The organism is Enterobacter sp. BIDMC109 (assembly GCF_001037885.1).
Taxonomy (GTDB): Bacteria; Pseudomonadota; Gammaproteobacteria; order Enterobacterales; family Enterobacteriaceae; genus Enterobacter; species Enterobacter hormaechei_C.
Window position 1 is genome coordinate 2,697,052 of sequence record NZ_KQ090002.1, and the last position, 26,258, is coordinate 2,723,309.

The following is a 26,258-nucleotide window of genomic DNA, read 5'->3' on the forward strand; positions in this document are numbered from 1 at the left end:
CGGCGGCGCATAAAAAAGGCGAGATTTCCGTCTCGCCTTTTTTTATTTACTTACCGCAGGAACGCTCTGGCTCTTCTCGCGTCGGGCCGCAAGCCAGAGGCCGCTGTTCTTCATGGCGTAGCCAAACAGTAATCCCAGCATGAGCGAAGGGACCACCAGCTTCCAGTCCCCCTGCCCCGCAAAGGTCGCGCAGGCACCCATGAACGTGCCGGGCACAAAGGACAACAGCAGATGTTTTGCCTGAACGCACATCAGGAAGGCCACAATGCCGGTGATGGCGTACCCCAGGATTTCCACATGCGGCGCCAGCGCGCTGCCTTTCATAATGACCAGCGCCCAAATCACACCGCTCATCAGAGTACAGCCGGAGATGAAGAGCCCTTTGAGACCACCCTGCGGGCAGGCGAAATAGGCCGTGCAGCCAAGAAAACCAGCCCAGCTCAACAAGCCGAGAGAGACAGCCACCCAACCCCAGAGGCCGGAGAGGATGCCAGTCGTGATTGCAATACAAAGTAGTATGTTCATGGTGCGCATCTTAGCAGATGCGCACCTTAGAAATGAGATCAGAAGCACATTACGTGCAAGTTGAAATGTATCGTTGCAGGATTTTTGTGATTCAAATCACTCTTCGTTCTCTTCTTCCAGCTCGTCCCACATGGCAGCGATGGCGTCACGCGTCAGCGGAGCCAGCGTTCTCCAGAACGGCGAGGTGGCATGGGCTTCAACTTTACCCAGGAAGGTGCCAACCCACGGAAGCAAATACGTTTCGAACAGGGTTTCAATCGCCTCGTTCTCATCATCACCTGCATTATCTTCAATCCAGGAGGCCGCCAGCAGCAGGGTACCGATATGATCGGCAGGCATATCCGTCAGCGGCATGCCGCGTTCTGAAAGAAATGCCCGAACCTCCGCTTCGGTCGCACCTTCCTGCCAGGCAGAACGATACGGCGACACGCGACACTCTTCTCCCACAAACAGCGCGTTGTAATCCGTTGAAATCTGCTGCATATCGCAGCTTTTTTGCAAGCGTTCCAGCAACTCATCCTGTTCCAGCGGCCAGCTCTGCGCCAGTTTACCTTCACGAATCAGGGTAAACAGCGGAACCAGCAGCGGATCCTGCGGCTGGCGGTAATATAAGGTGCCCAGCACGCGGCAAAGGATGGAAAACTCATTCATGTTTTTATTCCGTTATTAATTAAAGATCGGCAAATTCATCAATCGGCGCCATGCCGCGCGACTCAAGGAAGTCGAGCATACGACGCGGCGTGACGTTCAGGATCTGTTCTTCCGGGAAATTCACGTCCCGCAATATTTTCAGGCACTCGCTGAAATCACCCAGCGTGAAGGCCGTGTGTGAATCAGAGCCCAGCGCCACCACGCCGCCCGCGTCGCGCACGGCCGCCGCCACTTCGCGGCAGTTGGCTTCACTGCCCTTACGCGAGTGAACAAAGGAGGAGTTGTTAATCTCCAGCGCCACGCGGTGCTTCGCTGCCGCCTGCGCCACGGCCTGAATATCAATCGGGTATTTCGGATTTCCCGGGTGGCTGATAATGTGCACGTTGCCGCTGGCAATAGTGGCAATCATCGCTGCGGTGTTGGTCTCTTTATCCTGGGGCGCAAAGACCGGCTCGTGGAAGCCGGCGAGGATCAGATCTAACGAGGTCAGCATCGGGCCGGTGCAGTCAATCTCACCGTCAGTATTTTTGATGTTCGCTTCGATGCCGCGCAGTATCCCGATACCGTCCACCAGGCGTGGCCAGATACGCATATTCACAAAATGCCAGTAGTGCGGCGCATCCGCCATATCCGGACCGTGATCGGTTATCGCAAACAGTTTAATGCCTTTCAGCTTCGCCTGAGCGATATAATCATGGAGGTTACTGTAAGCGTGGGTACTGGCGACGGTGTGCATATGCAGGTCAACGGGATACATCTTTCTCTCCTCTGCGGTTTTCCAAAGGATAGCAGTTATCAGCGGCGAATATTAGCAAAAACCCGGCGAACGCCGGGTTTCTCTCAGTAGCCTCGCTGTCTGTCGACCTGTCCGGTCACCGCGTTGCCCTTCTCTATTTCGCTGATGGTATGCGAGATGTACGCCACGGCCTCCGCCGGTCGCGTCACGGCCGCAATATGAGGCGTCATCGCCACGCGCGGATGTGCCCAGAGCGGGCTGTCTGTCGGCAGCGGTTCGCGGCTATAGACATCCAGCATTGCGCCTTTCAGTTTACCGCTATCCAGCGCTTTCAGCAGATCGTCTTCCACAACGTGTACCCCGCGCGCCAGGTTCATTAAGTAGCTGTCTTCTGCCAACTGGTTGAGGAGCGTGCCATTGATAATGCCGACCGTTTCCGCCGTATTCGGCAGCAGGTTAATAAGGACGCGAGTCCCTTTCAGGAACGCCGGGAGTTCGTCCGTTCCGGCAAAGCTCTCGACGCCTGGATAATCCTTACGGCTCCGGCTCCAGCAGCGCAGTGGGAAGCCCCACGGCGCGAGCGCTTCGGCGACTTTCGAACCCAGTACACCCGCGCCGAGGATGCCGATGGTGAAATCTTCATGCTGATAATCCGGAAGCGGTTCCCAGTGGGATTGCTGTTTGAACGCCTGATAATCGTCGAAACGTCGGAACCAGTGCAGCACCTGGCTCACGGCATATTCCTGCATCTGTTGCCCCATACCGGTATCTTCCAGACGAAACAGGGGAATATCCTCCGGCAGCATTTCAGGGTGTGCCTTCAGCTTACTGAGAATGGAATCCACACCCGCACCAAGAGCAAACACCGCCTTCAAACGGCGTCCCTGAAGCATTTCGACCGGGGGATGCCAGACCAGCGCGTAGTCGGCATGTTCATTATCGCCCTGTTTCCATTCGCGAACGCGTGCGCCAGGCAGTGCCGCCGTGAGCGCGTTAATCCAGTAAGCCGTATCAAAAGTGGGGTGATAGAAGATAATATCCATAGTCATTGCCTTTTATTGCGCTGTTTTATTTTCATTTTCAACTGGCTTGCCAGCATAACAAATTTATCGCTAAACCGCGTTGCTGATAAAAGAGGCGCATTTCGCACATTTCGGAATCAGGTTGCCTGAAGTTTGTCTAAACACGCTAAATTACTGAAAAAGTGGGTTGACGGCAGTACGGCTTTTCCTTACATTAGCGCCCGTCCCGACAACAACGGGATGACAATATGGTGAGGTGTCCGAGTGGCTGAAGGAGCACGCCTGGAAAGTGTGTATACGGCAACGTATCGGGGGTTCGAATCCCCCCCTCACCGCCATATTCAAGACAAGAGCTCGTACGAAAGTACGGGCTTTTTTCTTTTATATTCTCCGTAAGGAGATTCGCTCCCTGCGTTCTTTATGTCGGGTGGCGCTACGCTTACCCGACCTACAAAAAGCTAGTCTTCAACCATCTTTGCATACTCTTCGGTGAGAAAATCCACCAGCGTCCTGACCGATGGCAGCAGGCCGCGCCGGGATGGATACACCGCGTGGATCACTTCCCGTCTGGGTTCCCAGGCATTCAGCACCCGAACAAGTTCACCTGAAGCCAGCTGATCCTTCACCATCAAAATGGGCAGCTGTACCACGCCCACGCCCGCCATCGCCGCCTCCCGCAGCGCCAGCATGTCGGTAGTCACCAGGCGCGGCGTGAAGTGAATTTCTGCCTTTGCGCCCTCCGGCCCGCTCAATTCCCACTTATGCAGGTGCTTGCCCGCCCCCATACTTAACCCCGGCCACTCGCTGAGTTCAGAGGGCATCGCCGGGTTGCCCATCCGTTCAATCAGTGCCGGCCCGGCAACCAGACAGTGCCCCCTGTCCGCCAGCACCCTTAATACCAGATCGCTGTCATCAAACGGGCGCGGACGAACGCGGATCGCCACATCCACCCCCTCCGCCACCAGATCGACCCGGCGGTTGGTGGCTTCGAGCTGGAGGTTGATCCCTGGATAGCGCGCCATAAACCGCGCCAGCATGGGCCCCACGTGAACGTGCAGCAAGGTGACAGGACAGGTGAGCCTGACCATACCGCGCGGCTCAGCCTGTAAAGCAGCCACCGCCTCCTCCGCAGCTTCAGCTTCCACCAGCATGGCTTTACAGTGCTGATAGAACGTCTGCCCCACCTCCGTCACCGCAAACTGCCGCGTGGTACGTTGGATCAACCGAACGCCCAGGCGTTCTTCCAGCTGAGCAATCCGACGGCTCAGTTTCGACTTAGGCTGATCGAGCGCCCGACCCGCCGCCGCAAAGCCACCATGCTCCACCACCTTCACAAACCATACGAAATCATTGAGATCCTGCATACGCCTCTATTGTTCCATTTAAGGAACAGTGAATGTCATTTTTGCTATCTACCGGGATATTAACCCTGAATATAAGCTAATTCCATCAACAGGACATCAGGAGTTAATCATGAAAAACGTAACAGGCGTGTATACCGCACCTCGGCCGCACTGGGTCGGTGACGGTTTTCCGGTTCGTTCGATGTTTTCTTACCAGACGCACGGCGAGCCCCTGAGCCCGTTCCTGCTGCTGGACTACGCCGGACCGCATACCTTCCAGGCGGACGGCGCGAAACGCGGCGTGGGCGAGCATCCTCATCGCGGTTTTGAAACGGTGACCATCGTCTACTCAGGCGAAGTGGAGCACCGTGATTCCACCGGCAGAGGCGGCGTTATTGGCCCAGGCGATGTGCAGTGGATGACGGCAGGCGCAGGCATTTTGCACGAGGAGTTCCACTCCAGCGCGTTTTCGCAGAAAGGCGGTGAACTGAAAATGATGCAGCTGTGGGTCAACCTGCCCGCCAAAGACAAAATGGCGACGCCTGGCTACCAGAGCATCACTCAGTCGGATATCCCGGTGGTCACCCTGCCGGATAACAGCGGAACATTGCGCGTGATTGCTGGCCGTTTTGGAGAGGTAACCGGCCCGGCGCATACCTTCTCACCGCTGAACGTGTGGGATCTCGCGCTGCGCCAGGGTAGCCATCTGACGCTCAATCAGCCCGAAGGCTGGAGCACGGCGCTGGTTGTCGTTGAAGGCAGCGTGACGGTGAACGGCACCACGCCTGCCGGTGAGGCGCAACTGGTCGTGCTGAGTCAGAGCGGTGACAAACTGCATCTCGAAGCCAGCAGCGATGCCAAAGTGCTGCTGATGGCCGGGGAGCCGCTGAATGAACCCATCGTGGGCTATGGCCCGTTTGTGATGAACAGTAAAACCGAAATTGCCGAGGCTATTCGCGATTTCAACTCCGGCCGCTTTGGCCAAATCTAAACGTAATAAGGAGCGCATTATGTCTACCCCTGCAAACTTCAACGGTGCACGTCCCGTTATTGACGTAAACGATGCCGTTATGCTGCTTATCGATCACCAGAGCGGGCTGTTCCAGACCGTAGGAGACATGCCAATGCCTGAGCTGCGCGCCCGTGCAGCAGCGCTGGCAAAAATCGCCTCGCTGGCGAAGATCCCGGTGATCACCACGGCGTCGGTTCCACAGGGACCGAACGGCCCGCTTATCCCGGAGATCCACGCCAACGCGCCGCACGCACAGTATGTGGCACGCAAGGGTGAGATCAACGCCTGGGATAACCCGGAGTTCGTGGCGGCGGTGAAAGCCACCGGGCGCAAAACGCTGATTATCGCGGGGACGATCACCAGCGTCTGCATGGCCTTCCCGTCCATCAGCGCGGTGGCGGACGGATATAAAGTGTTTGCGGTGATTGATGCCTCCGGCACCTACAGCAAAATGGCGCAGGAGATCACCCTGGCGCGCGTGGTGCAGGCAGGCGTGGTGCCGATGGACACGGCTGCTGTTGCTTCCGAAATTCAGCGCACGTGGAACCGTGAAGATGCGGGTGAATGGGCTGAGGTGTACACACACATCTTCCCGGCCTACCAGCTGCTGATCGAAAGCTACAGCAAAGCGCAGGACGTGGTGAAAAATAGCGAAGTGCTCGATTCGCAGCGTTAATCCTGCGCGCTGCGACATAAGCTGATTAAGGCTTAACCGAACAAGCACGAATGCTGAAAATCTGCTTGACCGTTTTAGCGCAACTCCCTATAGTAGCGCCCCGTTGCCCCCCAAGCGGTCAGGCAGCAAAACAATATGGTGAGGTGTCCGAGTGGCTGAAGGAGCACGCCTGGAAAGTGTGTATACGGCAACGTATCGGGGGTTCGAATCCCCCCCCTCACCGCCATATTTGAAGAAGAGCTCGCATGAAAATGCGGGCTTTTTTTTCGCATGTCGCACGCCTTTGGGGGGGATGAGAACCCCCGACCGGGGTTCGACAACTGGCGCAGCCAGTTGGACAGACTGAGAGCGAAGCGAGTCAATCCCCCCGGTGCGACAGGAGCTGCCTCACCTACAAAAAAAGAAAGCCCGTACAAAAGCACGGGCCTGTCTCAACCATTCCTCAGCTATTCAACTTCCCTACCGACTCCTTTCCTTCAGGAGATGAAACCTGCTCAGGCTGAGCACCCGCTTCATCCTTACGCTCCTCCAGCCAGTAATCCGCATTTTTAATCCCCAGCCGAACCGGGTCAAAGTGTGGATCCAACCCCTGTGCATTCTGGATTTCATAATCCTTCAGGCTGGCAAACGCTTTTTTATGCAACAGAACGATGGCAATAATGTTGAGCCATGCCATCAGCCCTACGCCGATATCCCCTAATCCCCAGGCCAGATCCGCGGTGCGTACCGTGCCATATACCGTCGAAGCCATCAGACACAGCTTGAGCAGGAACGTCAGCCACGGGCGATGAATCTTACGGTTGATGTAGGCGATATTCGTTTCAGCGATGTAGTAGTAAGCAATGATCGTGGTGAAGGCAAAGAAGAACAGCGCGATGGCAACAAAGTAATTACCGAAGCCCGGCATCATACTTTCCATTGCCGTCTGGACATATCCCGGTCCTGCGGCCACGCCCGCTATTCCGGTATAGAGCGCTGCGCCGTCGACGCCCTGCACGTTATACAGCCCGGTGATCAACAGCATAAACCCGGTCGCGGAGCAGACAAACAGCGTGTCGATGTACACGGAGAACGCCTGAACCAGCCCCTGTTTCACCGGATGGCTTACGGCCGCCGCCGAGGAGGCATGTGGCCCGGTACCCTGCGCCGCCTCGTTGGAATAGACGCCACGCTTCACGCCCCACATGATGGCCTGGCCCAGAATAGCGCCAAACCCAGCTTCAAGGCCAAAAGCACTTTTCCAGATCAGCAATATAACTGAAGGAAGCTGATCAATATTGATAGCGATAATCACGCACGCCACAATAATATAGCCGAGCGCCATAAACGGAACCACCATGCTGCTAAAGCTGGCAATCCTTTTTACGCCACCAAAAATAATAAAACTCAACAGCACAGCAAGTAACGCCGCCGTGACATTTGGGCTCAGACCAAAGGCAATATCCAGGCTCGCACCAATGGAGTTTGCCTGCACACCTGGCAGTAATAATCCGCAGGAGAAAATCGTTACGATGGCAAATAACCATGCGTACCACTTCACGCCTAACCCTTTCTCAATATAAAAGGCAGGACCACCACGATATTCGCCGTTAATTTTCTCTTTATAAACCTGACCTAACGTGGATTCGACAAAAGCAGAGCTTGCCCCCAAAAATGCCACGATCCACATCCAGAAAAGCGCACCGGGTCCACCAAAGGTAATGGCGGTCGCTACACCGGCAATATTCCCTGTCCCCACGCGGCCCGCCAGCGTCATCGTCAGCGCCTGAAACGACGACACGCCTGCCTCGGTAGGACGCCCCTGAAACATCAGGGTAATCATAAGTTTTATATGCCGTAATTGCAGAAAGCGACTACGCAGCGAGAAATAGAGGCCGACACCCAGACATAAAAATATTAACGCCGGGCTCCAGATAACACCATTAATTGCACTAACCAGTTCGTTCATGTATGACCCTTAGCGTGATGTTCCAGAGGAAACGATCCCCTGGCGAGTTTCTTTTTAGAATTTTGTCTGAACAAGTACGAAACATAGATAATTACCCAAAAGACACCAACTTAATTTTTACTGCTTAGTCATGTTCTGTGACAACATTCACGTTTAATTTTAAACCAATAATTAGCATGATCATTATATTCATAGATATTTTGTGGGTATTATAAATACATATCACATTTCCGTGACCTGTATAAAAAGCGTTCGCAGCAAATTAACAGTAATATTATTATTACCGCAAAACGGGGCGTAAATCCTGTTGAATGCTATAGGAAATAAATATGATTTAAAAAAGCCACGCGTGCAGAGGGAATAAAGGAAGCTTCCCGGCATAACGCCGGGAAGAAATGACTTAAAATGTGAAATGATCTTAGTCGGAGTACACTTCCAGCGTTCGTTGGCACAGCGCTGAGCGGACGCAGTCCTCTTTTGTGAAGCGGACCACCCCTATCATCTCATCTTCCTCAAAACGTGACATGGCATCGCTCAGGCCGGACTTCACGCCCGACGGCAGGTCACACTGGGTAATATCGCCGTTGACGATAACCGTCACGTTCTCCCCGAGGCGCGTTAAAAACATCTTCATTTGCGCAGCGGTCACATTCTGAGCCTCGTCAAGAATAACGACCGCATTTTCAAATGTACGTCCGCGCATATAGGCGAACGGCGCGATTTCCACCTTGCCAATCTCTGGTCGCAGGCAGTACTGCATAAAGGAAGCGCCCAACCGCTTCACCAGCACGTCATAGACGGGCCTGAAGTACGGGGCAAACTTCTCGGAAATATCGCCGGGCAGGAAGCCCAGATCTTCATCCGCTTGCAGTACCGGACGGGTAACGATGATCCTTTCCACGTCCTTATGAATCAGCGCCTCCGCCGCTTTGGCGGCGCTGATCCAGGTTTTCCCGCATCCGGCTTCCCCGGTTGCAAAGATGAGCTGTTTACTCTCGATAGCATTCAGGTAGTGCGCCTGAGCTTCATTCCGCGCCACAATTGGCGATGCATCGCGGCTGTCCCGCGCCATGCCAATGGATTCTACGCCGCTCATCTGCACAAGCGAGGTGACCGATTCTTCTTCACGCTGCTTATGGCTACGTGAATCCCGTCTCAGCACACGTTTTGCTTCACGACGAGCTTTGATCACTGCTTTCTGTCTTCCCATGGATAGCACCTTGAGTTGTTGGTATTCATCACACGCGCCAGCATCGGCACGATTATGCGCACGAACATCAGAGGGTTGGCTTCCTTGTAAGCCATTGCTTGCATTACCGGATGACGATATACAACGGCTACGCGCACCGTTATGCACGTCGGTAGAAAAAGGTTCTTGAGGTGAAGGAGAGAATTTGGTGGTGAAGAAATCGCTGCCGGAGTCTGAGCCTCCGCGCCGGGTACTGCGGTTGATGTGTTTACCTTGTCCAGTACAGGACGCAACCATTCGCGATCTCCATAGTGAGTTAGCATCACTGCCGGGAACTACCGCTGTCTTCTCTTAAGTACATCAGGAATTATCATAAATGCAACATTTATTTTACCTGAATGCAACTTTAGGACTGCCCCTACATGGAAAATCAGTCTTATATAGAAATATTACAGAAATATAACAATAAGATAGTCCTTCGAAAAAATAATGTCCCCGCGAACTGTCGCAGGGACGATTATCAGGCTTCTATCAGACCCTGAGCGAGCCAGGCGTTCGCGTCACGCGCGCCGGGCAGGGCAAAGAAATAGCCGCCGCCGATGGGCTTAATATATTCCTCCAGCGCTTCGCCGTTGAGCCGCTTCTGCACGGTGAGGAATCCCTTCTCCAGATCGTGCTGATAGCAGACAAACAGCAGTCCCATATCAAGCTGACCGGAGTTGGTCACCCCCAGCGAGTAGCTGTAGCCCCTGCGCATCATCAGGCTGGATTGCGTCTCTTTGGTGCGAGGATTGGCGAGGCGAATATGGCTGTCCAGCGCGATGACGTCCCCGTTCGGATCGCGGGCGTAGTCGGGTTCATCGTGCTCGTGCTTCATGCCGAGCGGTGCGCCGGTTTGCTTATCGCGACCGAAGATAGTTTGCTGCTCTTTCAGCGGCGTGCGGTCCCAGAACTCCACGTGGAACTGAATGATACGCACCGCCTGATAGGTGCCTCCGACCGCCCAGGCCGGTTCGCCCTGATCCGCCGTCACCCATACCACGTTCTTCATCAACGCGGTATTGCTGCTGTCCGGGTTGGCGGTGCCGTCTTTGAAGCCCAGCAGGTTGACCGGCGTCTCTTTCCCTTTACTGCGCGCGGCGTGGTCAGAGATAAAACCTTCCCGCTTCCAGCGCACGCTCAGCAGATCCGGGGTGTGCTTGATAATATCGCGCAGGGCATGGATCACCGTATCCTGGGTATTAGCGCAGATCTGCAACAGCAGATCGCCGTGGCACAGCGCCGCGTCGAGAGAATCATTCGGGAATCGCGTCATTTTTTGCAGCGCTTTCGGCTTCTGCTTCGCCAGTCCGTAGCGATCATCAAACAGCGATTCCCCCACCGACACGGTGATGGTCAGATTATCGGGAGCGATAAACGCGCCGAGGATGCCGGAATCCATCGGCGGCAGGCGCGGATTCGGTGTTTCCGGTGCGGGACCGCCGGCGGTGAGGAAGGCAATACGCGTGGTCAACAGCCTGAACAGACGCTCAAGGTCGGCTTTATCACTCGCCAGCGAATCGAAAGCCACCAGCATCATCGAGGCCTGCTGCGGCGTCAGGATCCCCGCCTGGTGCTCACCATAAAACGGCTGCGTTTCCATACGCGCATCCGGGGAGAGCGTGCCAGGGGCGCTTTGCGGTTTTGCCGCATGCGCCACCGGACAGCCTCCCGCCAGGGCAAACGCGCCGCCCAGCGCCCCTACCCCTTTTAACAACCGACGTCGGGAAGGTTCCGCCACGTCGTATTCGTCATGCTTGTTCATCGCTTAATCCAGACCCAGTACGCCACGCAGCAGGGAGAGATCTTCCGCCAGGGTGGTTATCGGGCCTTTCAGCGCGTTACGGTCAGCATCGGTCAGCTTGTCGTAGGTTTCGAACCCGTCTTTGGTGCGGTATTTCGCCAGGATAGCGTCAACTTTCTTAAAGTTGGCATCCACTTTCGCCAGCAGCTCGCCGTTCTCTTTTTGCAGCTGAGGCCTCAGCAGATCGACAATTTTCTGTGCGCCGTCGACGTTCGCCTGGAAGTCCCACAGGTCGGTGTGGCTGTAACGATCTTCTTCACCGCTGATTTTGCTGGCGGCCACTTCTTCAATCAGGCCCGCTGCGCCACCCACCACTTTCGACGGTGGGAATGCCAGCTCGCTGATGCGTTTTTGCAGCTCCAGCACGTCGCTGTTGAGCTGCTCGGCGTATTTCTCCATCCCACTGGTGGAGTTATCGCCAAACAGGGCTTTTTCCAGACGGTGGAAGCCGGTGAATTTCGGATCGGCGGCCTTCTGCTCGTAGTCGTCTTCACGGGCGTCAATGCTGCCATCGAGGTCAGAGAACAGTTCGGCAATCGGCTCAATGCGCTCGTAGTGCTGACGGGTAGGCGCATACAGGGATTTCGCTTTTTCGATGTCGCCCGCTTTCACCGCGTCGGTAAAGGCTTTGGTGCCTGCCACCAGGTCCGCTGTCTCTTTGGTGACGTAGGCTTTATAGGCGGTAATGGCGTCGCCGAGGCTCAGCAGCGCCGTGCCTTTGGCCGCGTCCGCCGTCGCTGCGCCTTTGACGATCAGCTTACCTTTCGGGTTAGTCAGCAGGCCGCAGGTCATGTCATATTCCCCGGGCTGAAGATTTGCGGTCATCTTCTGGCTGAAGCCCGGCGCGATATTCTCGCGCTCTTCCACCACCATCACGCCTTTCAGGATTTCCCACTCCAGCGCCTTCTGGCTGTGGTTCTGAATAATAAACTGCGTTTTACCGCTGTTAACCGTGATGGTCATCGGCTCGCACTGTTTATCGTTGACGGTGACTTTTACCTGCGGAATATCTGCCGCCTGAGCGGTGAAGGCAGACACGAACAGCGCGGCAATGCCTGCGCATAACGCACTACGACGGAACTGAATGGCCATGACTCTTCCCTTTAAAAGTATGTTGTAACTAAAACAGCACTTACGGCGCTACGCGCGACGTCTGCGAGCCGGTACGCGGCGGCATAGCGAACAGGATCAGCGCCGGAACCAGATAGATAAAGTACATCGCCACTTCGCTGACGCTCGGCATTTCCTGGTAGCCGAAGATCCCTTCGAGCAGGGTACCGGTCAGTGAATGGGTCGACAGGACGTTGCTGAGATCGAACGCCACGTCCTGGAAGTGGTTCCACAGACCCGCTTCGTGGAAGGCGCGGATCGCCCCTGCCGCCAGCCCTGCGGCCACCAGCAGAATAAACAGGCTGGTCCACTTGAAGAACGCGCCCAGGTTAAGACGAATGCCGCCCCAGTAGAGCAGGAAGCCAAGCACAACCGCCGTGGCCAGCCCGAGCACCGCGCCCAGCGGCGGCCAGATGCCCACGTCCTGCTGAAAAGCCGCGAGCAGGAAGAACACAGACTCCAGGCCTTCACGCGCCACGGCGAAAAAGACCATCATGATCAGCGCCCAGCCGTGGTGGTTGCCTTTTTGCAGGGCGTTATCCACCGCCTGCTCAAGCTGTACCTTCACGTTACGGGAGACCTTGCGCATCCAGAACACCATCCAGGTGAGGATCACCACCGCAATCACGGCGACGATCCCTTCAAACAGCTCCTGCTCTTTCTGCGGGAACTCCCCGGTGGTTTCGTTGATGAGGATACCGAGGCCCAGGCAGAGCGCCGCAGCAAGGAAAACCCCAACCCACATGACGCCAATCCAGCGTCCGCGCTGGGTACGCTTCAGATAACTGGCGATAAGGCTAACAATCAGGGCCGCTTCAAGGCCTTCACGTAACATAATGAGAAAAGGAACAAACATGCCGACACCTTAAATGTTTATCGCGGTCAACTGATGCAAAGAAAAGTAAATTCTTGTGATAGTGATTATCATTACGGCAACAAGAAAAACAAGCGAAATGTGTTGCGTTTTGATGACCAGATGTAAACGCATTGCGGAGTAATAATTGCCTGAGTAACCGTTACGTTTATAAGGTATAACGAAAATGCCCATTTACGGTTAACCGGGGCTGTGGCTAAATGTCCGCCTCGAAAACCAACTGAAAATAAGCCATGTTTAAAATTGTCCATTTCCTGCTGGCGCTGGTGATTATTCTTGCGCTCGCCTGGCTGGTGAGTTTCGACCGCCGAAAAATTCGTATTCGTTTCATTTTACAGCTGATCGTGATCGAAATCGCGCTGGCGTTCTTTTTCCTCCACGCAGAAAGCGGCCTGTTTATTATTAAATACGTTTCCGGTTTCTTTGAGTCGCTGCTTAAATTCGCTGCCGAAGGGACGAATTTTGTCTTTGGCGGGATGGGTGAAAAAGGGCTGGCGTTCATTTTCCTTGGCGTGCTCTGCCCCATTATTTTTATCTCGGCGCTGATTGGTATTCTTCAGCACTGGCGTATTCTGCCGATCTTTATTCGGGTGATCGGGACGCTGCTGTCAAAACTGAACGGCATGGGCAAGCTGGAATCCTTTAACGTGGTGAGTTCGCTGATCCTCGGTCAGTCGGAAAACTTCATTGCCTACAAAGGCGTGCTGGGCGATCTCTCCTCGCGTCGTCTGTTTACGATGGCTGCCACGGCCATGTCGACGGTTTCGCTGTCGATTGTCGGGGCCTATATGACTATGCTCGACGCCAGGTTTGTCGTCGCGGCGCTGATCCTGAACATGTTCAGCACCTTTATTATTCTTTCGGTCATTAACCCGGCCCGCCCGGAAGCGGAGCCGGATATCAGGCTGGAAAAACTGCACGAATCCCAGAGCTTCTTTGAAATGCTGGGCGAGTATATTCTGGCCGGTTTTAAGGTGGCGATGATTATTCTGGCGATGCTGATTGGCTTTATCGCCCTTATTAGCGCCATTAACGCCCTCTTCTCCGGCATATTTGGCATGAGCTTCCAGCAGATTCTGGGTTATGTGTTTTATCCGCTGGCGTGGCTTATTGGTATTCCGCTGAGCGATGCCTTAAGCGCGGGGAGCATTATGGCAACTAAACTGGTGGCGAATGAATTTGTGGCGATGATCGAGCTGCAAAAAATAGCCCATCAAATGTCACCGCGCGGGCTGGGGATTTTGTCCGTGTTCCTGGTATCGTTCGCTAACTTCGCTTCCATCGGCATTGTGGCGGGGGCAATAAAAGGTCTGAATGAGCAACAGGGTAACGTGGTGTCGCGGTTTGGTTTACGCCTTGTATACGGGGCAACGCTGGTAAGCCTGCTGTCGGCAAGCTTTGCGGGGTTGGTGCTGTAAGTTTTGTGCCCGGCGGCGCTTCGCTTGCACGGGCCTACGATACAACAACGGCGGGTTTCCCGCCGTTTTTCATTAAAACTGCACGCACACCGGCTGGTCGACCCGCATCACCGACTCCTGCGCGAAGCGTGACTTATAGATCCCGCGCAACGCTTCGATATTCTTCTCACTCTGCGCGTCTTTAGCGTGGATCAGCATCAATGCCTTGCTCGGCTCGCGCGCCACTTTTCCATCATTCCCCAGCCACTGACCGCGCGCATCAAATACCGTTAAACCATCGCGAAAGCGTGGCGTCACGTCCTGGTCGACAAACTGCTGCCATTCGTTGCCTGTGATTTGCGCCCCGGCAGGACGGTTTAAGCCGAAATAAAGCGTGGTCTGCTGCATCTGATTTTCTGCTTTGCAGGTTTCCACCGCCGCGTGCTGTGCGGGTGCGCTACAGCCCGACAGCATCACGAATGCTGCCACCATTAACCCTGTTTTAATTCTCATTGATGAAGACTCACATAGGTGAAAGGACTATCCCCTCTCCCCACCGGGGAGAGGGTTAGGGTGAGGGGAAAATTACTCAGCCTGGAGCTTAGACGGCGGCGCTGAGTGATAGTGCGCGTCCGCCTCCGCAAAGCGTTTCTGCATAGACGCAGACGGCGCTTTACCCAGCAGGCTAAACACCACGATACCGAGGCTGCCGAAGATGAAGCCCGGAATGATTTCGTACAGGCCCAGCCACGCGAACTGTTTCCAGACGATAACGGTTACCGCACCGATAATCATCCCCGCCAGCGCGCCGTTGCGGGTCATGCGTGACCACAGTACAGAGAACAGCACCACCGGACCAAATGCCGCACCGAAGCCCGCCCAGGCGTAGCTCACCAGCCCCAGGACGCGGTTTTCCGGGTTTGCCGCCAGCGCAATCGCCACCAGCGCAACCACCAGCACCATAAAGCGCCCTACCCACACCAGCTCTTTCTGGCTCGCGCCCTTACGCAGGAACGCTTTGTAGAGGTCTTCGGTGATGGCGCTGGAGCACACCAGCAGCTGACAGCTCAGGGTGGACATCACCGCCGCGAGGATCGCGGAGAGCAGAATACCGGCAATCCACGGGTTGAACAGGATCTGCGCCAGCTCGATGAACACGCGCTCGGCGTTCTGGTTCACCGCGCCCGCCTGCGCCGGGTTGTTGTTGAAGTACGCGATACCGAAGAAGCCGACCGCACACGCCCCCGCCAGACACAGGATCATCCACGTCATGCTGATGCGACGCGCGTGAACGATGGTGTGGTGAGAATCCGCCGCCATGAAGCGCGCCAGAATGTGCGGCTGGCCGAAGTAGCCCAGGCCCCAGCCCATCAGAGAGACGATGGCGACGAAGTTCAACCCTTTCAGCATATCGACGTTTTCGATGCTCTTCTGCTTGATCACTTCCAGCGATTCGCCAAAGCCGCCGACGGTGAAAATGACAATCACCGGAGTCAGGATCAGGGCGAAGATCATCAGGCTCGCCTGCACGGTATCGGTCCAGCTTACCGCCAGGAATCCGCCCACGAAGGTATAGAGGATGGTTGCTGCGGCGCCGGCCCACAGGGCGGTTTCATAGCTCATGCCGAAGGTGCTTTCGAACAGGCGCGCGCCCGCCACGATGCCGGAGGCACAGTAGATGGTGAAGAACAGCAGGATCACCACCGCGGAGATAATGCGCAGGATACGGCTGTTATCTTCAAAGCGTCCGGTGAAGTAGTCCGGCAGCGTCAGGGCGTTGTTGTTGGCTTCGGTGTGCACGCGCAGACGGCCTGCCACCAGCTTCCAGTTGATCCACGCGCCAACGGTCAGGCCGATGGCGATCCAGCTTTCGGAGATACCGGAGATGAAAATCGCGCCCGGCAGCCCCATCAGCAGCCAGCCGCTCATGTCGGAAGCGCCCGCAGAGAGTGCGGTGACCATCGGGCCTAAGCTGCGCCCGCCGAGGATGTAGTCGTCAAAGTTTTTAGTGGAACGCCATGCCAAAAACCCTATCAGGATCATGCCAAAAATATAAACGAGAAATGTCACCAGCATCGGTGTGCTAATAGCCATTCAAATTCTCCAAAATGTCGAGCGACAACCGTCCGGGTTGCCTTGTTATGTCATCACCGGAACGTAGTGATGTGTGTATGTGTTTCCGTTGGGCGCGCTATCCTGCCGTATACGCATCCCACTGACAAACGATTTAACACTGCATTTACATGAATTTCATCCCTGGTTTTATACGTCTTTCCTATAGGTTGCACTCGCTCACGCTTTTACGGGTTGCACCTTTAAAAAGTGTTAAGCACCGCATAAAAACTGGGCTCAGAAACCGCCGCACGTTCTTTTTCACAGCTAACCAATCGTTAACAATCCATTCATTTTCCAGCTTGCAGACCAGGTCACATTTAACACGGTTGCACAAAGTTGCAACATGGTGGATATTTCACGCTATCAACAGAACGCTATTACAGAACAACAGGAGTTTTGGCATGGGGATGACCACCATGGGGGTTAAGCTGGATGACGCTACCCGCGAACGGATTAAAACCGCTGCGACCCGCATCGACCGCACACCGCACTGGTTAATCAAGCAGGCGATTTTTAACTATCTGGAAAGACTGGAGAGTGAAGAAGGTCTGCCGGAGCTGCCTGCCCTGCTGGCGGGTGCAGCGAACGAAAGCGAAGAGGCCGCGACGGCCGTTGAAGAGAACCACCAGCCGTTCCTGGAATTTGCCGAGCAGATCCTGCCGCAGTCCGTCAGCCGCGCCGCCATTACCGGCGCCTACCGCCGTGCCGAAACCGACGCCGTGCCGATGCTCCTGGAGCAGGCGCGCCTGCCGGAAGCCGTTGCCGCTCAGGCGCACAGCCTCGCGTATCAGCTCGCCGACAAGCTGCGTAACCAGAAAACCGCCAGCGGACGCGCCGGTATGGTGCAGGGTCTGTTGCAGGAGTTCTCCCTCTCCTCGCAGGAAGGCGTGGCGCTGATGTGTCTGGCGGAAGCGCTGCTGCGTATTCCGGATAAAGCCACCCGCGATGCCCTGATCCGCGACAAAATCAGTAACGGCAACTGGCACTCCCACATTGGCCGCAGTCCGTCCCTGTTCGTTAACGCCGCCACCTGGGGCTTGCTGTTTACCGGCAAGCTGGTCTCCACCCATAACGAAGCCAACCTGTCGCGCTCTCTGAACCGCATCATCGGCAAGAGCGGCGAGCCGCTGATCCGCAAGGGCGTGGACATGGCGATGCGCCTGATGGGCGAGCAGTTCGTCACCGGGGAAACCATTGCCGAAGCGCTGGCGAACGCCCGCAAGCTGGAAGACAAAGGCTTCCGCTACTCCTACGACATGCTGGGTGAAGCGGCTCTGACCGCCGCCGACGCGCAGGCCTACATGGTCTCTTACCAGCAGGCGATCCACGCCATCGGTAAAGCGTCCAACGGTCGCGGTATTTATGAAGGTCCGGGCATCTCTATCAAGCTTTCCGCCCTGCACCCGCGCTACAGCCGTGCGCAGTACGACCGGGTGATGGAAGAACTCTACCCGCGCCTGAAGTCCCTGACCCTGCTGGCGCGCCAGTATGACATCGGCATCAACATCGACGCCGAAGAGGCGGACCGTCTGGAGATCTCCCTCGACCTGCTGGAAAAACTGTGCTTCGAGCCGGAGCTGGCGGGCTGGAACGGGATTGGTTTCGTTATCCAGGCCTACCAGAAACGCTGTCCGTTCGTCATTGACTACCTGATTGACCTGGCCAGCCGCAGCCGTCGCCGCCTGATGATCCGTCTGGTGAAGGGCGCCTACTGGGACAGCGAAATCAAACGCGCCCAGATGGAAGGTCTGGAAGGTTATCCGGTCTATACCCGCAAGGTCTATACCGACGTCTCTTACCTCGCCTGCGCGAAAAAACTGCTCGGCGTGCCGAACCTGATTTATCCGCAGTTCGCCACCCACAACGCCCACACCCTGGCGGCGATCTACAGCCTCGCGGGTCAGAACTACTATCCGGGCCAGTACGAGTTCCAGTGCCTGCACGGCATGGGTGAACCGCTGTACGAGCAAGTGACCGGTAAAGTGGCCGACGGCAAGCTGAACCGTCCGTGCCGAATCTATGCCCCGGTAGGTACCCACGAAACCCTGCTGGCCTACCTGGTGCGTCGTCTGCTGGAGAACGGGGCGAACACCTCCTTCGTTAACCGCATCGCCGATACCACCCTGCCGCTGGACGAACTGGTGGCCGATCCGGTACAGGCCGTTGAGAAGATGGCGGCGCAGGAAGGCCAAATTGGTCTGCCGCATCCGAAGATTGCCCTGCCGCGCGAGCTGTATGGTGCAGGTCGCGTCAACTCGGCGGGTCTGGATCTCGCCAACGAACACCGTCTGGCGTCGCTCTCTTCCGCCCTGCTTAACAGCGCATTGCAGAAGTGGCAGGCCAGGCCGATCCTTGAGCAGTCCGTTGAGGACGGTGAAATGCAGCCGGTGATCAACCCGGCAGAGCCGAAGGATATCGTCGGCTACGTGCGCGAAGCCACGGAAGCGGAAGTGGAGCAGGCCCTGGAGAGCGCGGTGAACAACGCGCCAATCTGGTTTGCCACCCCGCCGCAGGAGCGTGCCGCCATTCTGGAACGCGCGGCGGTGCTGATGGAAGATCAGATGCAGCAGCTTATCGGCATTCTGGTGCGTGAAGCGGGTAAAACCTTCAGCAACGCCATCGCCGAAGTGCGCGAGGCGGTCGACTTCCTGCACTACTACGCCGGTCAGGTGCGCGATGATTTCGACAACGAAACCCACCGTCCGCTCGGCCCGGTGGTGTGTATCAGCCCGTGGAACTTCCCGCTGGCGATCTTCACCGGCCAGATTGCCGCGGCGCTGGCCGCAGGCAACAGCGTGCTGGCGAAACCGGCAGAGCAGACCCCGCTGATTGCCGCCCAGGGCATTAGCATTCTGCTGGAAGCGGGCGTACCGGCGGGCGTGGTGCAGCTGCTGCCAGGGCGCGGTGAAACGGTCGGGGCCAAACTGACCTCCGATAACCGCGTACGCGGCGTGATGTTTACCGGTTCTACCGAAGTGGCCTCCCTGCTACAACGCAACATCGCCACCCGTCTGGATGCGCAGGGCCGTCCTACCCCGCTGATCGCTGAAACCGGCGGCATGAACGCCATGATCGTGGACTCCTCCGCGCTCACCGAGCAGGTCGTCGTTGACGTGCTGGCCTCTGCCTTCGACAGCGCGGGCCAACGCTGTTCCGCTCTGCGCGTACTGTGCTTACAGGATGACGTGGCTGACCACACGCTGAAGATGCTGCGCGGTGCGATGGCGGAATGCCGCATGGGCAACCCGGGCCGTCTCACCACCGACATCGGGCCGGTGATCGACGCGGAAGCCAAAGCCAACATTGAAAATCACATTCAGACCATGCGTGCCAAAGGCCGTCCGGTGTTCCAGGCGGTGCGCGAGAACAGCGAAGATGCCCGCGAGTGGCAGACCGGCACCTTCGTGCCGCCAACACTGATTGAGCTGGCAAGCTTCGACGAGCTGAAAAAAGAGGTCTTCGGCCCGGTACTGCACGTGGTGCGCTACAACCGTAACAACCTCAACGAGCTGATCGATCAGATCAACGCCTCGGGTTACGGCCTGACGCTTGGCGTGCATACCCGTATCGACGAAACCATTGCCCAGGTGACCGGCAATGCTAAAGTCGGCAACCTGTACGTCAACCGCAACATGGTTGGCGCGGTCGTGGGCGTGCAGCCGTTCGGCGGTGAAGGTCTCTCCGGCACCGGCCCGAAAGCGGGCGGTCCGCTCTATCTGTACCGCCTGCTGGCAAACCGTCCGGAAAATGCGCTGGGCGTGACGCTGGCGCGTCAGGACGCGGAATATCCGGTGGATGCGCAGGTGAAAGCCGTGCTGACCCAGCCGCTGGACGCGCTGATTAAGTGGGCTGAAAATCGTCCCGAGCTGCATGCGATTGCACAGCAGTACGGCGAGCTGGCGCAGGCGGGAACACAGCGTCTGCTGCCGGGTCCAACCGGTGAGCGCAACACCTGGACGCTGATGCCGCGCGAGCGTGTGCTGTGCGTGGCGGATAACGAGGAGGATGCGCTGGTGCAGCTGGCAGCCGCAACGGCAACGGGCTGTGAGGTGCTGTGGCCGGAAGATGCCCTGCATCGAGACCTCGCCAAACAGTTGCCAAAAGCGGTCTCGGCCCGCATTCGCTTTGCGAAGGCCGATGCCCTGCTGACCCAGCCGTTTGACGCGGTGATCTACCACGGTGATTCCGACCAGTTGCGCGAACTGTGCGAGCAGGTGGCGGCCCGCAGCGGCGCGATTGTCTCGGTGCAGGGCTTCGCCCGCGGGGAGACCAACCTGCTGCTGGAGCGCCTGTACGTTGAGCGCTCGCTCAGCGTCAACACCGCGGCGGCGGGCGGTAACGCCAGCCTGATGACAATCGGTTAATCGTGTAAACTCTCCCCGGTGACGCTACGCTTACCGGGGCGACAAAACAGCCCAGGCCGGATAAGCACAGCGTATCCGGCTTTTTTACATGGAGGGGATGATGAAAAGAGTATTTCTCGCAGGTGCAGCCCTGCTCATGAGCGCCAGCGCGCTGGCCGACGAGTGCGATAACGCGACCACCCAGCTTGAACTGAACACCTGTAGCGCGCAGCAGTACCAGGCCGCCGATAAAAAGCTCAACGAGACGTATCAGGCCGCCATCAAACGTGCGGCAGCGCCTCAGCGCGATCTCTTGAAAAAGGCGCAGCAGGCGTGGATTAGCCTGCGCGACGCGGACTGTGCGTTTATCGGTTCGGGTACGGAAGGCGGGAGCGTTCAGCCAATGATTGTTAACCAGTGTCTGGCGGAGAAAACCGCGGAGCGCGAAGCGTTTCTGGCCACGCTGATGCAGTGTGAAGAGGGCGACTTAAGCTGTCCTCTTCCGCCGGGAAACTAGCGCACGCGGATCCCTTCGATAATCATCCGCTGTACGTTTTCCAGGGTGCTCTGGAAAAACGCCTCGTCCTGGAGCGTTTTACCGGTCACCGCCTCGACCTGGGCCGCGAAGTCAGCGTAGTGCTGGGTTGAGGCCCAAATCATGAAGATCAGATGATGCGGATCGACGGGCGCCAGTTTTCCGCTGGCGACCCATCCGGCAATAATGGCCGATTTATCGTCCACCAGCTGCTTTAAATCGCCGGTCAGCTCCGCCTGCAACAGCGGCGCGCCCTGCAACATCTCCAGGCAGAACAGCCTTGATGCCTGCGGGTAATCACGCGATACCTCCAGCTTCAGGCGTATGTACTCCTCTATCGCCACCAGCGGGGCCAGCTCTTCGCGAAATGCCTTGAGAGGTGCCAGCCAGATATCGAGGATCTGCTGCATCACCGCGATATAGAGCGCCTCTTTTGACGGGTAGTAGTAGAGCAGATTGGTTTTGGACACCCCGGCCTGCTCGGCCACCTGCTCAAGGCGCGTGCCGTGAATACCAAACTGCGAAAATGTCTCCAGCGCAGCGCTGAGGATCGCCTGTTTCTTGGCGCTCACCGCCTGCGAACGTTTACCGGGTGTTTTCACTGCGCCTTGTGTCATTTTCGCTCTCCTTATTGGTTTGCCATAGCATAGCAAAAGCCCTGCTTTCTCTCGACATTTTGGGGAGCGGGGCTGCACCAAATCAAAAAGGAAAATGTACGGACAGGTAGACTTAACAGCCCACTTATATTACAAATTTGATATCACTTTTTTCTCGTTAAGTAAGGGCTTTTCCCATGCCTTTAGTCATACGACAAGCAACATTAGCCGATTCAGTATTACTAAAAGAGCTTGGCTATCGCATCTATCCAGCGCACTTTAAGCATATGTGGCAGTCAGAATCAGGATTGTATAATTATTTGGAATGTGAATATTCTCTTCCTGTTATTGAGCAGAATATTAATGACAAAACATAAGCTGGTATATAGCGGAAATAGTTCAGCCGATTAGTTTTGCGAAGCTGACATGGCAAGCGACTATCCCTAATACAGACATTAGTGGTGTTCTTCTTGACAAACTCTACCTTGCCCCAACTAAAACGAATCAGCATTACGGTCAATTAATGTTTAAAAAAGTCATAGATCTTGCCCGAAGTGATGGAAAAAAATTTTTATGGTTGGAGGTTCTCGAGCAAAACGAACATGCTCATAGATTCTATAAAAAGCAGGGGATGCAATACATCAGCGACATCGTTTTCGAAACAGAGTCACAGCGGAGCATACTCAAGATAATGGGGATGTGTATATAACGTCCGATTTTCGCTCACAGCGGACCTTCGGTGCTGGCTGCATCGTGTCAGGAGTGGACCTTACAAATATCAGCGCGAGAATCAATAGAGAACAAACATACCAGCTCTGGGAGAGATCGTTTCACACAGGTAAAGAACAGACGCAATCACCAATTCTTATACCAAATCCAACCTCACCCGATGGTTTAATGTTTTACTGTTATTCTTCTTTGCTGACGAGAGTAAAAAATGATTGACCACACCGGATTCAACGTCATAAATCTTGAAGACAGTAAGTAATGTTACACAAATGTTCTTGCCAGTCTTGGTCATGTTATCCGGCTTGAATTTCCGGGCAAGGCGGTAGGTTTTGGTCCCGCCCAACTCGATGAAGGGCAAGATCCTGGCGGTGCGTTCTGGTTAACACAGGGAACTCCCTCCACACCCCGAATGCATCTTGCCTTCAATGAAAAAAACAAAGAGGATGTTGAGGCATTCCACCGTGTCGCCCTCCAGGCAGGTGGAAAAGATAATGGTGCGCCGGGTTACAGGCCCCATTATCACCCTGGATATTACGCCGCGTTCATCCTTGATCCTGATGGGTACAATATAGAGGCGGTTTAACACGAGACGCGATAGTCGCTAATATACTTCCCCAATGCTGATAGACGATCCTGCGCAAATATTCAGGCAGGATCATCTGACGGGTGGTATCAGTTCAGTAAAAGCGTTGGTCAATTAATGCGTTTGGCATAATTACTTTCTCTGTATCATGAAAAGCGCTTACATCATTTCCTGTATTTCCGTTCCTCTGCTCATAGCAGCCGGTCAACTACCGTGATTTCTGAAGGTGTATCGGCTGTTATTTTACATAAATGGACGGAACTTCCTGTTTGTCAGGGTGACACGGAAAAGGACACAGGCGATACTTATCCTGGAAGATCGAGAGCTGACTGCTTTAGATTACAACAAAACTGGTCTGAAATATTGCTGAAATGGCGCGTTCCGGGTCTGAATCCCAGAAAATTGGCCCACGAAGCACCACGGTAGAAAACCCAGTTTTGCAGTATGGGGGATTATTATGGCTGAAGTCGTAGCTCATTTTTTGTCCTCGCTAACGCTGCGGGAGTTTCGTCGTTAAATGCCTCCCATGCTCTGACGGATATAGACAGAACAGTCTGAGCATCCCGAGGAAGCAGATATTACAATGAAAGGATCAGTGATGTATAATCAATGATGCCAAAATTAACGGTGTTTTTTGTGGTATGGAGACTGCCTGCTCTGGCTTTTCTTCTTTTGGTTTTTATGGTTTTAAAATACGAGTCCGGTCTTGGGAAAATCTCACTAGCAGCATTTATTTGTTTAGTTGCAGTTGTTTTATATAGGATATTTTTGAACTGATATGTTATCAGTCCCAGTGGATATAAAATGCTGTATGTCCAAGTGATTGCGGAGAATTAAAAGAGTGAAGAAAAGACGGCTGGTGCGGCTCGATGGCTGCATCCAGCTCTTATTGGGAGTGCATCTAGTGGGATCGCATGATAGATGATTTTTTAATCAACATTGCGAGTAGTGGTTATAAATATCCCGTCCTCCCTTCTGCGATAGTTTGAAAACATTACCCGGTTCATTACACATGCGACTTTCATAAAAGTTATCCGTTGTTATATTATGTAAACAGATAAGTCGTGTTCCATAGGTAATATCTTCGCGATCACTAGGAATTACTTCGTGTTCCGGTCCATACCAATATAGTTTGGCTTTATCGCCCTTTGCAATAAATGGAGCTGGATCACCAGAAGCCTCCTTATACTCAAATGTAAATTTTTCTCCATCACAAACCATATTCACCATGCATTTTGTATAACTTGTACTATAAGACAAATCTGAACCAGTATTGGGCTCGTATACAGTTACTTTTCTTCTCTCCCGGTATACAGAGTCTATTGTAACTATTCTTCGGTTGAGTTCCTTAGGTAATCTTAGGTTTAGCTCGTAATCTTGTTTATGCTGGCAACTTTTTGATAAGTTTGTCACAGAGGAAAATAAATCTTTTTCTTGCATAAGGTTTTTTCGCATCAAATCTCGAAATTGAATGAATTCATCTGAGTATGTATGACAAAAATTAAGGAGTGTCAGGATAAAACCAAACAAACTTAGTAATAAAAATGGGACATAACATACAAATATATCAGTGCTAGATGAGTAATACGCACCTATAGAAAGTGTACATAAAATCAGACCAAGCAATACAGCTAAAGATGCAGATTTACCACGATTTCTTTCAGTGTCCATCATTCTGAACTCGATGCAATCGCAATCTCCTAGCCAGCATATCCTATAGCTATTAGGTGATATTTTATATACAATGATATAAAGATCGCTGTTTTTGGAAATGCATTCAATGGAATTAAAATTTGGTGTGACTGGTCTCAGATCGTAGTAACTTAAATAATAGTAGAACTCATTGTAGGTGATTCTTACGTATGAGGCATTGTTACCTTTCTCATCACACATTCTGTCGATTTTTACTTTGTCAAAAGGCAACCTGAGGCATTTATACATATCTTTGCGACCTAAATTATGTTTGATGTTTATGTCCTGGCACAAATTATAGAAGAAACAGGTCATGAAAACAATTCATACACATGATACATGGATTTGTGAAATATATTTACATGGTGAATTTCCCATTACCTGAAATTGGACAGAACAACCTGAACGTCCAAGCTGGTGATTGCTCCGAACCGTTGAATTCACAGCCAACAGCGGGCTTTTAGTTGTTGTCAATGGGAGGGTATTTCAGCAAAATGAGGTTACCTTTAAACACGGCAATTTTTTATGCAGTCTCCAACTATTAAATCTAGCTCCGGCAGGAGTTACTAACTCATAGAATAAAGGATGCACGGGATCGGATTATGCGTACTCATAAACAGAATAAGCCTCGTAAACTGTATTGCAGCGTCAACACGACTACGCGGCACCATTCTAATAATCCAGGTGCTGAATATTGCTGGGAACGTAATCGTAAAAGAGTCGGGGATGAACTACTGGCCAAGCGCGAGTCAATACATGGCGGACAGAAGCATGGCCGAGACTACACATCATTGTTTTATTTTCTGATCAAAAAGATTGGCAAATCGTGGAATGAAATATTCAGCGAAGTAAGTGGACGTCTTGATACCACCGAGCCTGTATTCTGGTTGGTCGCGCTACATGAGCATCAGCGAAGGGATTTATTCTGCATTGGCGAAAGCAGTTTTTATCCGGGTCTGTTTGTTGATGAGAATGGAATTCTGCAAGAAGTAAATACTTCAATCACGATAAAGGATGTTAAGGTGACTTGCCGCTGCTGCACACACACACTTATATTGGAGAATCTGTACCCTGGATAGATTGAATAACAACACCTTTTATCCTGCCACGGGTGCGGCCCTCATCAGCAACGAGAGCGATTACTAACTTTTGCTTTTTGCTCAATGCGGACGACCCGCTCCCCAATCCCTTACCGCCCCTGCACCGCCATCGCGCACCGTTGCCTGTTTGCGTGCATCTATTTTGACCATTTAGTCCACTTTATTTGCACTCTATTCACCAACCTTGCGTTAACACATTAACAATAAAGCCCTTTTAAAAACTGGCATCCCCTTTGCAA

At 54.2% G+C, this 26,258-nt stretch carries 22 protein-coding genes and 2 tRNA genes; 10 read left to right on the top strand and 14 right to left on the bottom strand.

The features are described from left to right. Positions 1–42: 42 nt before the first annotated feature. The 4 genes from SK62_RS12840 to ghrA form a co-directional block, all read right to left on the bottom strand. Positions 43–525 (bottom strand): DUF1097 domain-containing protein, encoded by a 483-nt coding sequence (locus tag SK62_RS12840; protein WP_072159654.1) that lies wholly within the window; start codon positions 523–525, stop codon positions 43–45. Between the two features lie 96 nt (positions 526–621). After that, complete coding sequence (locus tag SK62_RS12845) at positions 622–1,176, bottom strand: TorD/DmsD family molecular chaperone (protein ID WP_003858059.1); 555 nt, start codon at positions 1,174–1,176, stop codon at positions 622–624. A 19-nt stretch (positions 1,177–1,195) separates the two neighbouring features. Further along, the gene (locus SK62_RS12850) at positions 1,196–1,933 is read right to left on the bottom strand and encodes a phosphatase (protein WP_032647957.1); all 738 of its coding nucleotides are present in this window, start codon (positions 1,931–1,933) and stop codon (positions 1,196–1,198) included. An 83-nt stretch (positions 1,934–2,016) separates the two neighbouring features. Next, positions 2,017–2,955, bottom strand: coding sequence for a glyoxylate/hydroxypyruvate reductase GhrA (gene ghrA / locus SK62_RS12855; RefSeq protein ID WP_017384758.1), 939 nt, complete (start codon positions 2,953–2,955; stop codon positions 2,017–2,019). A gap of 229 nt (positions 2,956–3,184) precedes the next feature. Here ghrA and SK62_RS12860 point away from each other — a divergent pair. Further along, positions 3,185–3,272 (top strand) — tRNA-Ser (locus SK62_RS12860). A gap of 120 nt (positions 3,273–3,392) precedes the next feature. Here the strand turns inward: SK62_RS12860 and SK62_RS12865 are convergent. Further along, positions 3,393–4,298, bottom strand: coding sequence for a LysR family transcriptional regulator (locus SK62_RS12865; RefSeq protein WP_015570854.1), 906 nt, complete (start codon positions 4,296–4,298; stop codon positions 3,393–3,395). A 109-nt stretch (positions 4,299–4,407) separates the two neighbouring features. On the opposite strand from SK62_RS12865, the gene SK62_RS12870 reads away from it, so the two are divergent. The 3 genes from SK62_RS12870 (at position 4,408) to SK62_RS12880 (ending at position 6,191) form a co-directional block, all read left to right on the top strand. Beyond that, positions 4,408–5,268, top strand: coding sequence for a pirin family protein (locus SK62_RS12870; protein WP_047719348.1), 861 nt, complete (start codon positions 4,408–4,410; stop codon positions 5,266–5,268). Between the two features lie 19 nt (positions 5,269–5,287). Beyond that, entirely contained in the window at positions 5,288–5,965 is a 678-nt protein-coding gene (locus tag SK62_RS12875) for an isochorismatase family protein (protein WP_003858068.1), read from the top strand. A 137-nt stretch (positions 5,966–6,102) separates the two neighbouring features. Continuing rightward, positions 6,103–6,191 (top strand) — tRNA-Ser (locus SK62_RS12880). Positions 6,192–6,407: 216 nt separating this feature from the next. On the opposite strand, the gene SK62_RS12885 is transcribed toward SK62_RS12880, so the two are convergent. The 5 genes from SK62_RS12885 to efeU form a co-directional block, all read right to left on the bottom strand. Then, positions 6,408–7,913 (bottom strand): alanine/glycine:cation symporter family protein, encoded by a 1,506-nt coding sequence (locus SK62_RS12885; protein ID WP_045338039.1) that lies wholly within the window; start codon positions 7,911–7,913, stop codon positions 6,408–6,410. A gap of 418 nt (positions 7,914–8,331) precedes the next feature. Further along, positions 8,332–9,123: a phosphate starvation-inducible protein PhoH gene (gene phoH, locus SK62_RS12890; protein ID WP_017384762.1), complete on the bottom strand. Its 792-nt coding sequence runs from the start codon at positions 9,121–9,123 to the stop codon at positions 8,332–8,334. 499 nt (positions 9,124–9,622) lie between these two features. Then, positions 9,623–10,906, bottom strand: coding sequence for an iron uptake transporter deferrochelatase/peroxidase subunit (gene efeB, locus SK62_RS12895; RefSeq protein ID WP_023296295.1), 1,284 nt, complete (start codon positions 10,904–10,906; stop codon positions 9,623–9,625). Positions 10,907–10,909: 3 nt separating this feature from the next. Continuing rightward, the gene (efeO, locus tag SK62_RS12900; RefSeq protein WP_023303411.1) at positions 10,910–12,037 is read right to left on the bottom strand and encodes an iron uptake system protein EfeO; all 1,128 of its coding nucleotides are present in this window, start codon (positions 12,035–12,037) and stop codon (positions 10,910–10,912) included. A 40-nt stretch (positions 12,038–12,077) separates the two neighbouring features. Then, a complete protein-coding gene (gene efeU / locus SK62_RS12905) occupies positions 12,078–12,911 on the bottom strand; it encodes an iron uptake transporter permease EfeU (RefSeq protein ID WP_047719347.1) in 834 nt (277 codons plus the stop codon). 251 nt (positions 12,912–13,162) lie between these two features. On the opposite strand from efeU, the gene SK62_RS12910 reads away from it, so the two are divergent. Further along, on the top strand, positions 13,163–14,347 hold the full coding sequence (locus SK62_RS12910) for a NupC/NupG family nucleoside CNT transporter (RefSeq protein ID WP_047719346.1): 1,185 nt from the start codon (positions 13,163–13,165) through the stop codon (positions 14,345–14,347). Positions 14,348–14,419: 72 nt separating this feature from the next. Here the strand turns inward: SK62_RS12910 and SK62_RS12915 are convergent, their stop codons facing one another. Continuing rightward, a complete protein-coding gene (locus SK62_RS12915; protein ID WP_017384767.1) occupies positions 14,420–14,839 on the bottom strand; it encodes a DUF3574 domain-containing protein in 420 nt (139 codons plus the stop codon). Between the two features lie 72 nt (positions 14,840–14,911). Then, positions 14,912–16,420: a sodium/proline symporter PutP gene (gene putP, locus SK62_RS12920; protein WP_017384768.1), complete on the bottom strand. Its 1,509-nt coding sequence runs from the start codon at positions 16,418–16,420 to the stop codon at positions 14,912–14,914. 422 nt (positions 16,421–16,842) lie between these two features. Here putP and putA point away from each other — a divergent pair, with 422 nt between their 5' ends. Both putA and SK62_RS12930 read left to right on the top strand, forming a co-directional pair. Beyond that, a complete protein-coding gene (putA, locus tag SK62_RS12925; protein WP_032647945.1) occupies positions 16,843–20,805 on the top strand; it encodes a trifunctional transcriptional regulator/proline dehydrogenase/L-glutamate gamma-semialdehyde dehydrogenase in 3,963 nt (1,320 codons plus the stop codon). A gap of 100 nt (positions 20,806–20,905) precedes the next feature. Continuing rightward, positions 20,906–21,301: a lysozyme inhibitor LprI family protein gene (locus tag SK62_RS12930; protein WP_017384770.1), complete on the top strand. Its 396-nt coding sequence runs from the start codon at positions 20,906–20,908 to the stop codon at positions 21,299–21,301. Here SK62_RS12930 and rutR read toward each other — a convergent pair. Beyond that, entirely contained in the window at positions 21,298–21,936 is a 639-nt protein-coding gene (gene rutR / locus SK62_RS12935; RefSeq protein ID WP_003858090.1) for an HTH-type transcriptional regulator RutR, read from the bottom strand. The two genes, SK62_RS12930 and rutR, sit on opposite strands and share 4 nt — an antisense overlap. A gap of 502 nt (positions 21,937–22,438) precedes the next feature. On the opposite strand from rutR, the gene SK62_RS23195 reads away from it, so the two are divergent. Both SK62_RS23195 and SK62_RS23255 read left to right on the top strand, forming a co-directional pair. Continuing rightward, positions 22,439–22,624 (top strand): GNAT family N-acetyltransferase, encoded by a 186-nt coding sequence (locus SK62_RS23195; protein ID WP_015570866.1) that lies wholly within the window; start codon positions 22,439–22,441, stop codon positions 22,622–22,624. A gap of 429 nt (positions 22,625–23,053) precedes the next feature. Beyond that, entirely contained in the window at positions 23,054–23,227 is a 174-nt protein-coding gene (locus SK62_RS23255) for a VOC family protein (RefSeq protein WP_369799530.1), read from the top strand. A gap of 933 nt (positions 23,228–24,160) precedes the next feature. On the opposite strand, the gene SK62_RS22925 is transcribed toward SK62_RS23255, so the two are convergent. Then, on the bottom strand, positions 24,161–24,901 hold the full coding sequence (locus SK62_RS22925) for a hypothetical protein (RefSeq protein WP_127850780.1): 741 nt from the start codon (positions 24,899–24,901) through the stop codon (positions 24,161–24,163). A gap of 620 nt (positions 24,902–25,521) precedes the next feature. On the opposite strand from SK62_RS22925, the gene SK62_RS12950 reads away from it, so the two are divergent. Then, positions 25,522–25,998 (top strand): hypothetical protein, encoded by a 477-nt coding sequence (locus tag SK62_RS12950; RefSeq protein WP_047719345.1) that lies wholly within the window; start codon positions 25,522–25,524, stop codon positions 25,996–25,998. Positions 25,999–26,258 lie beyond the last annotated feature (260 nt).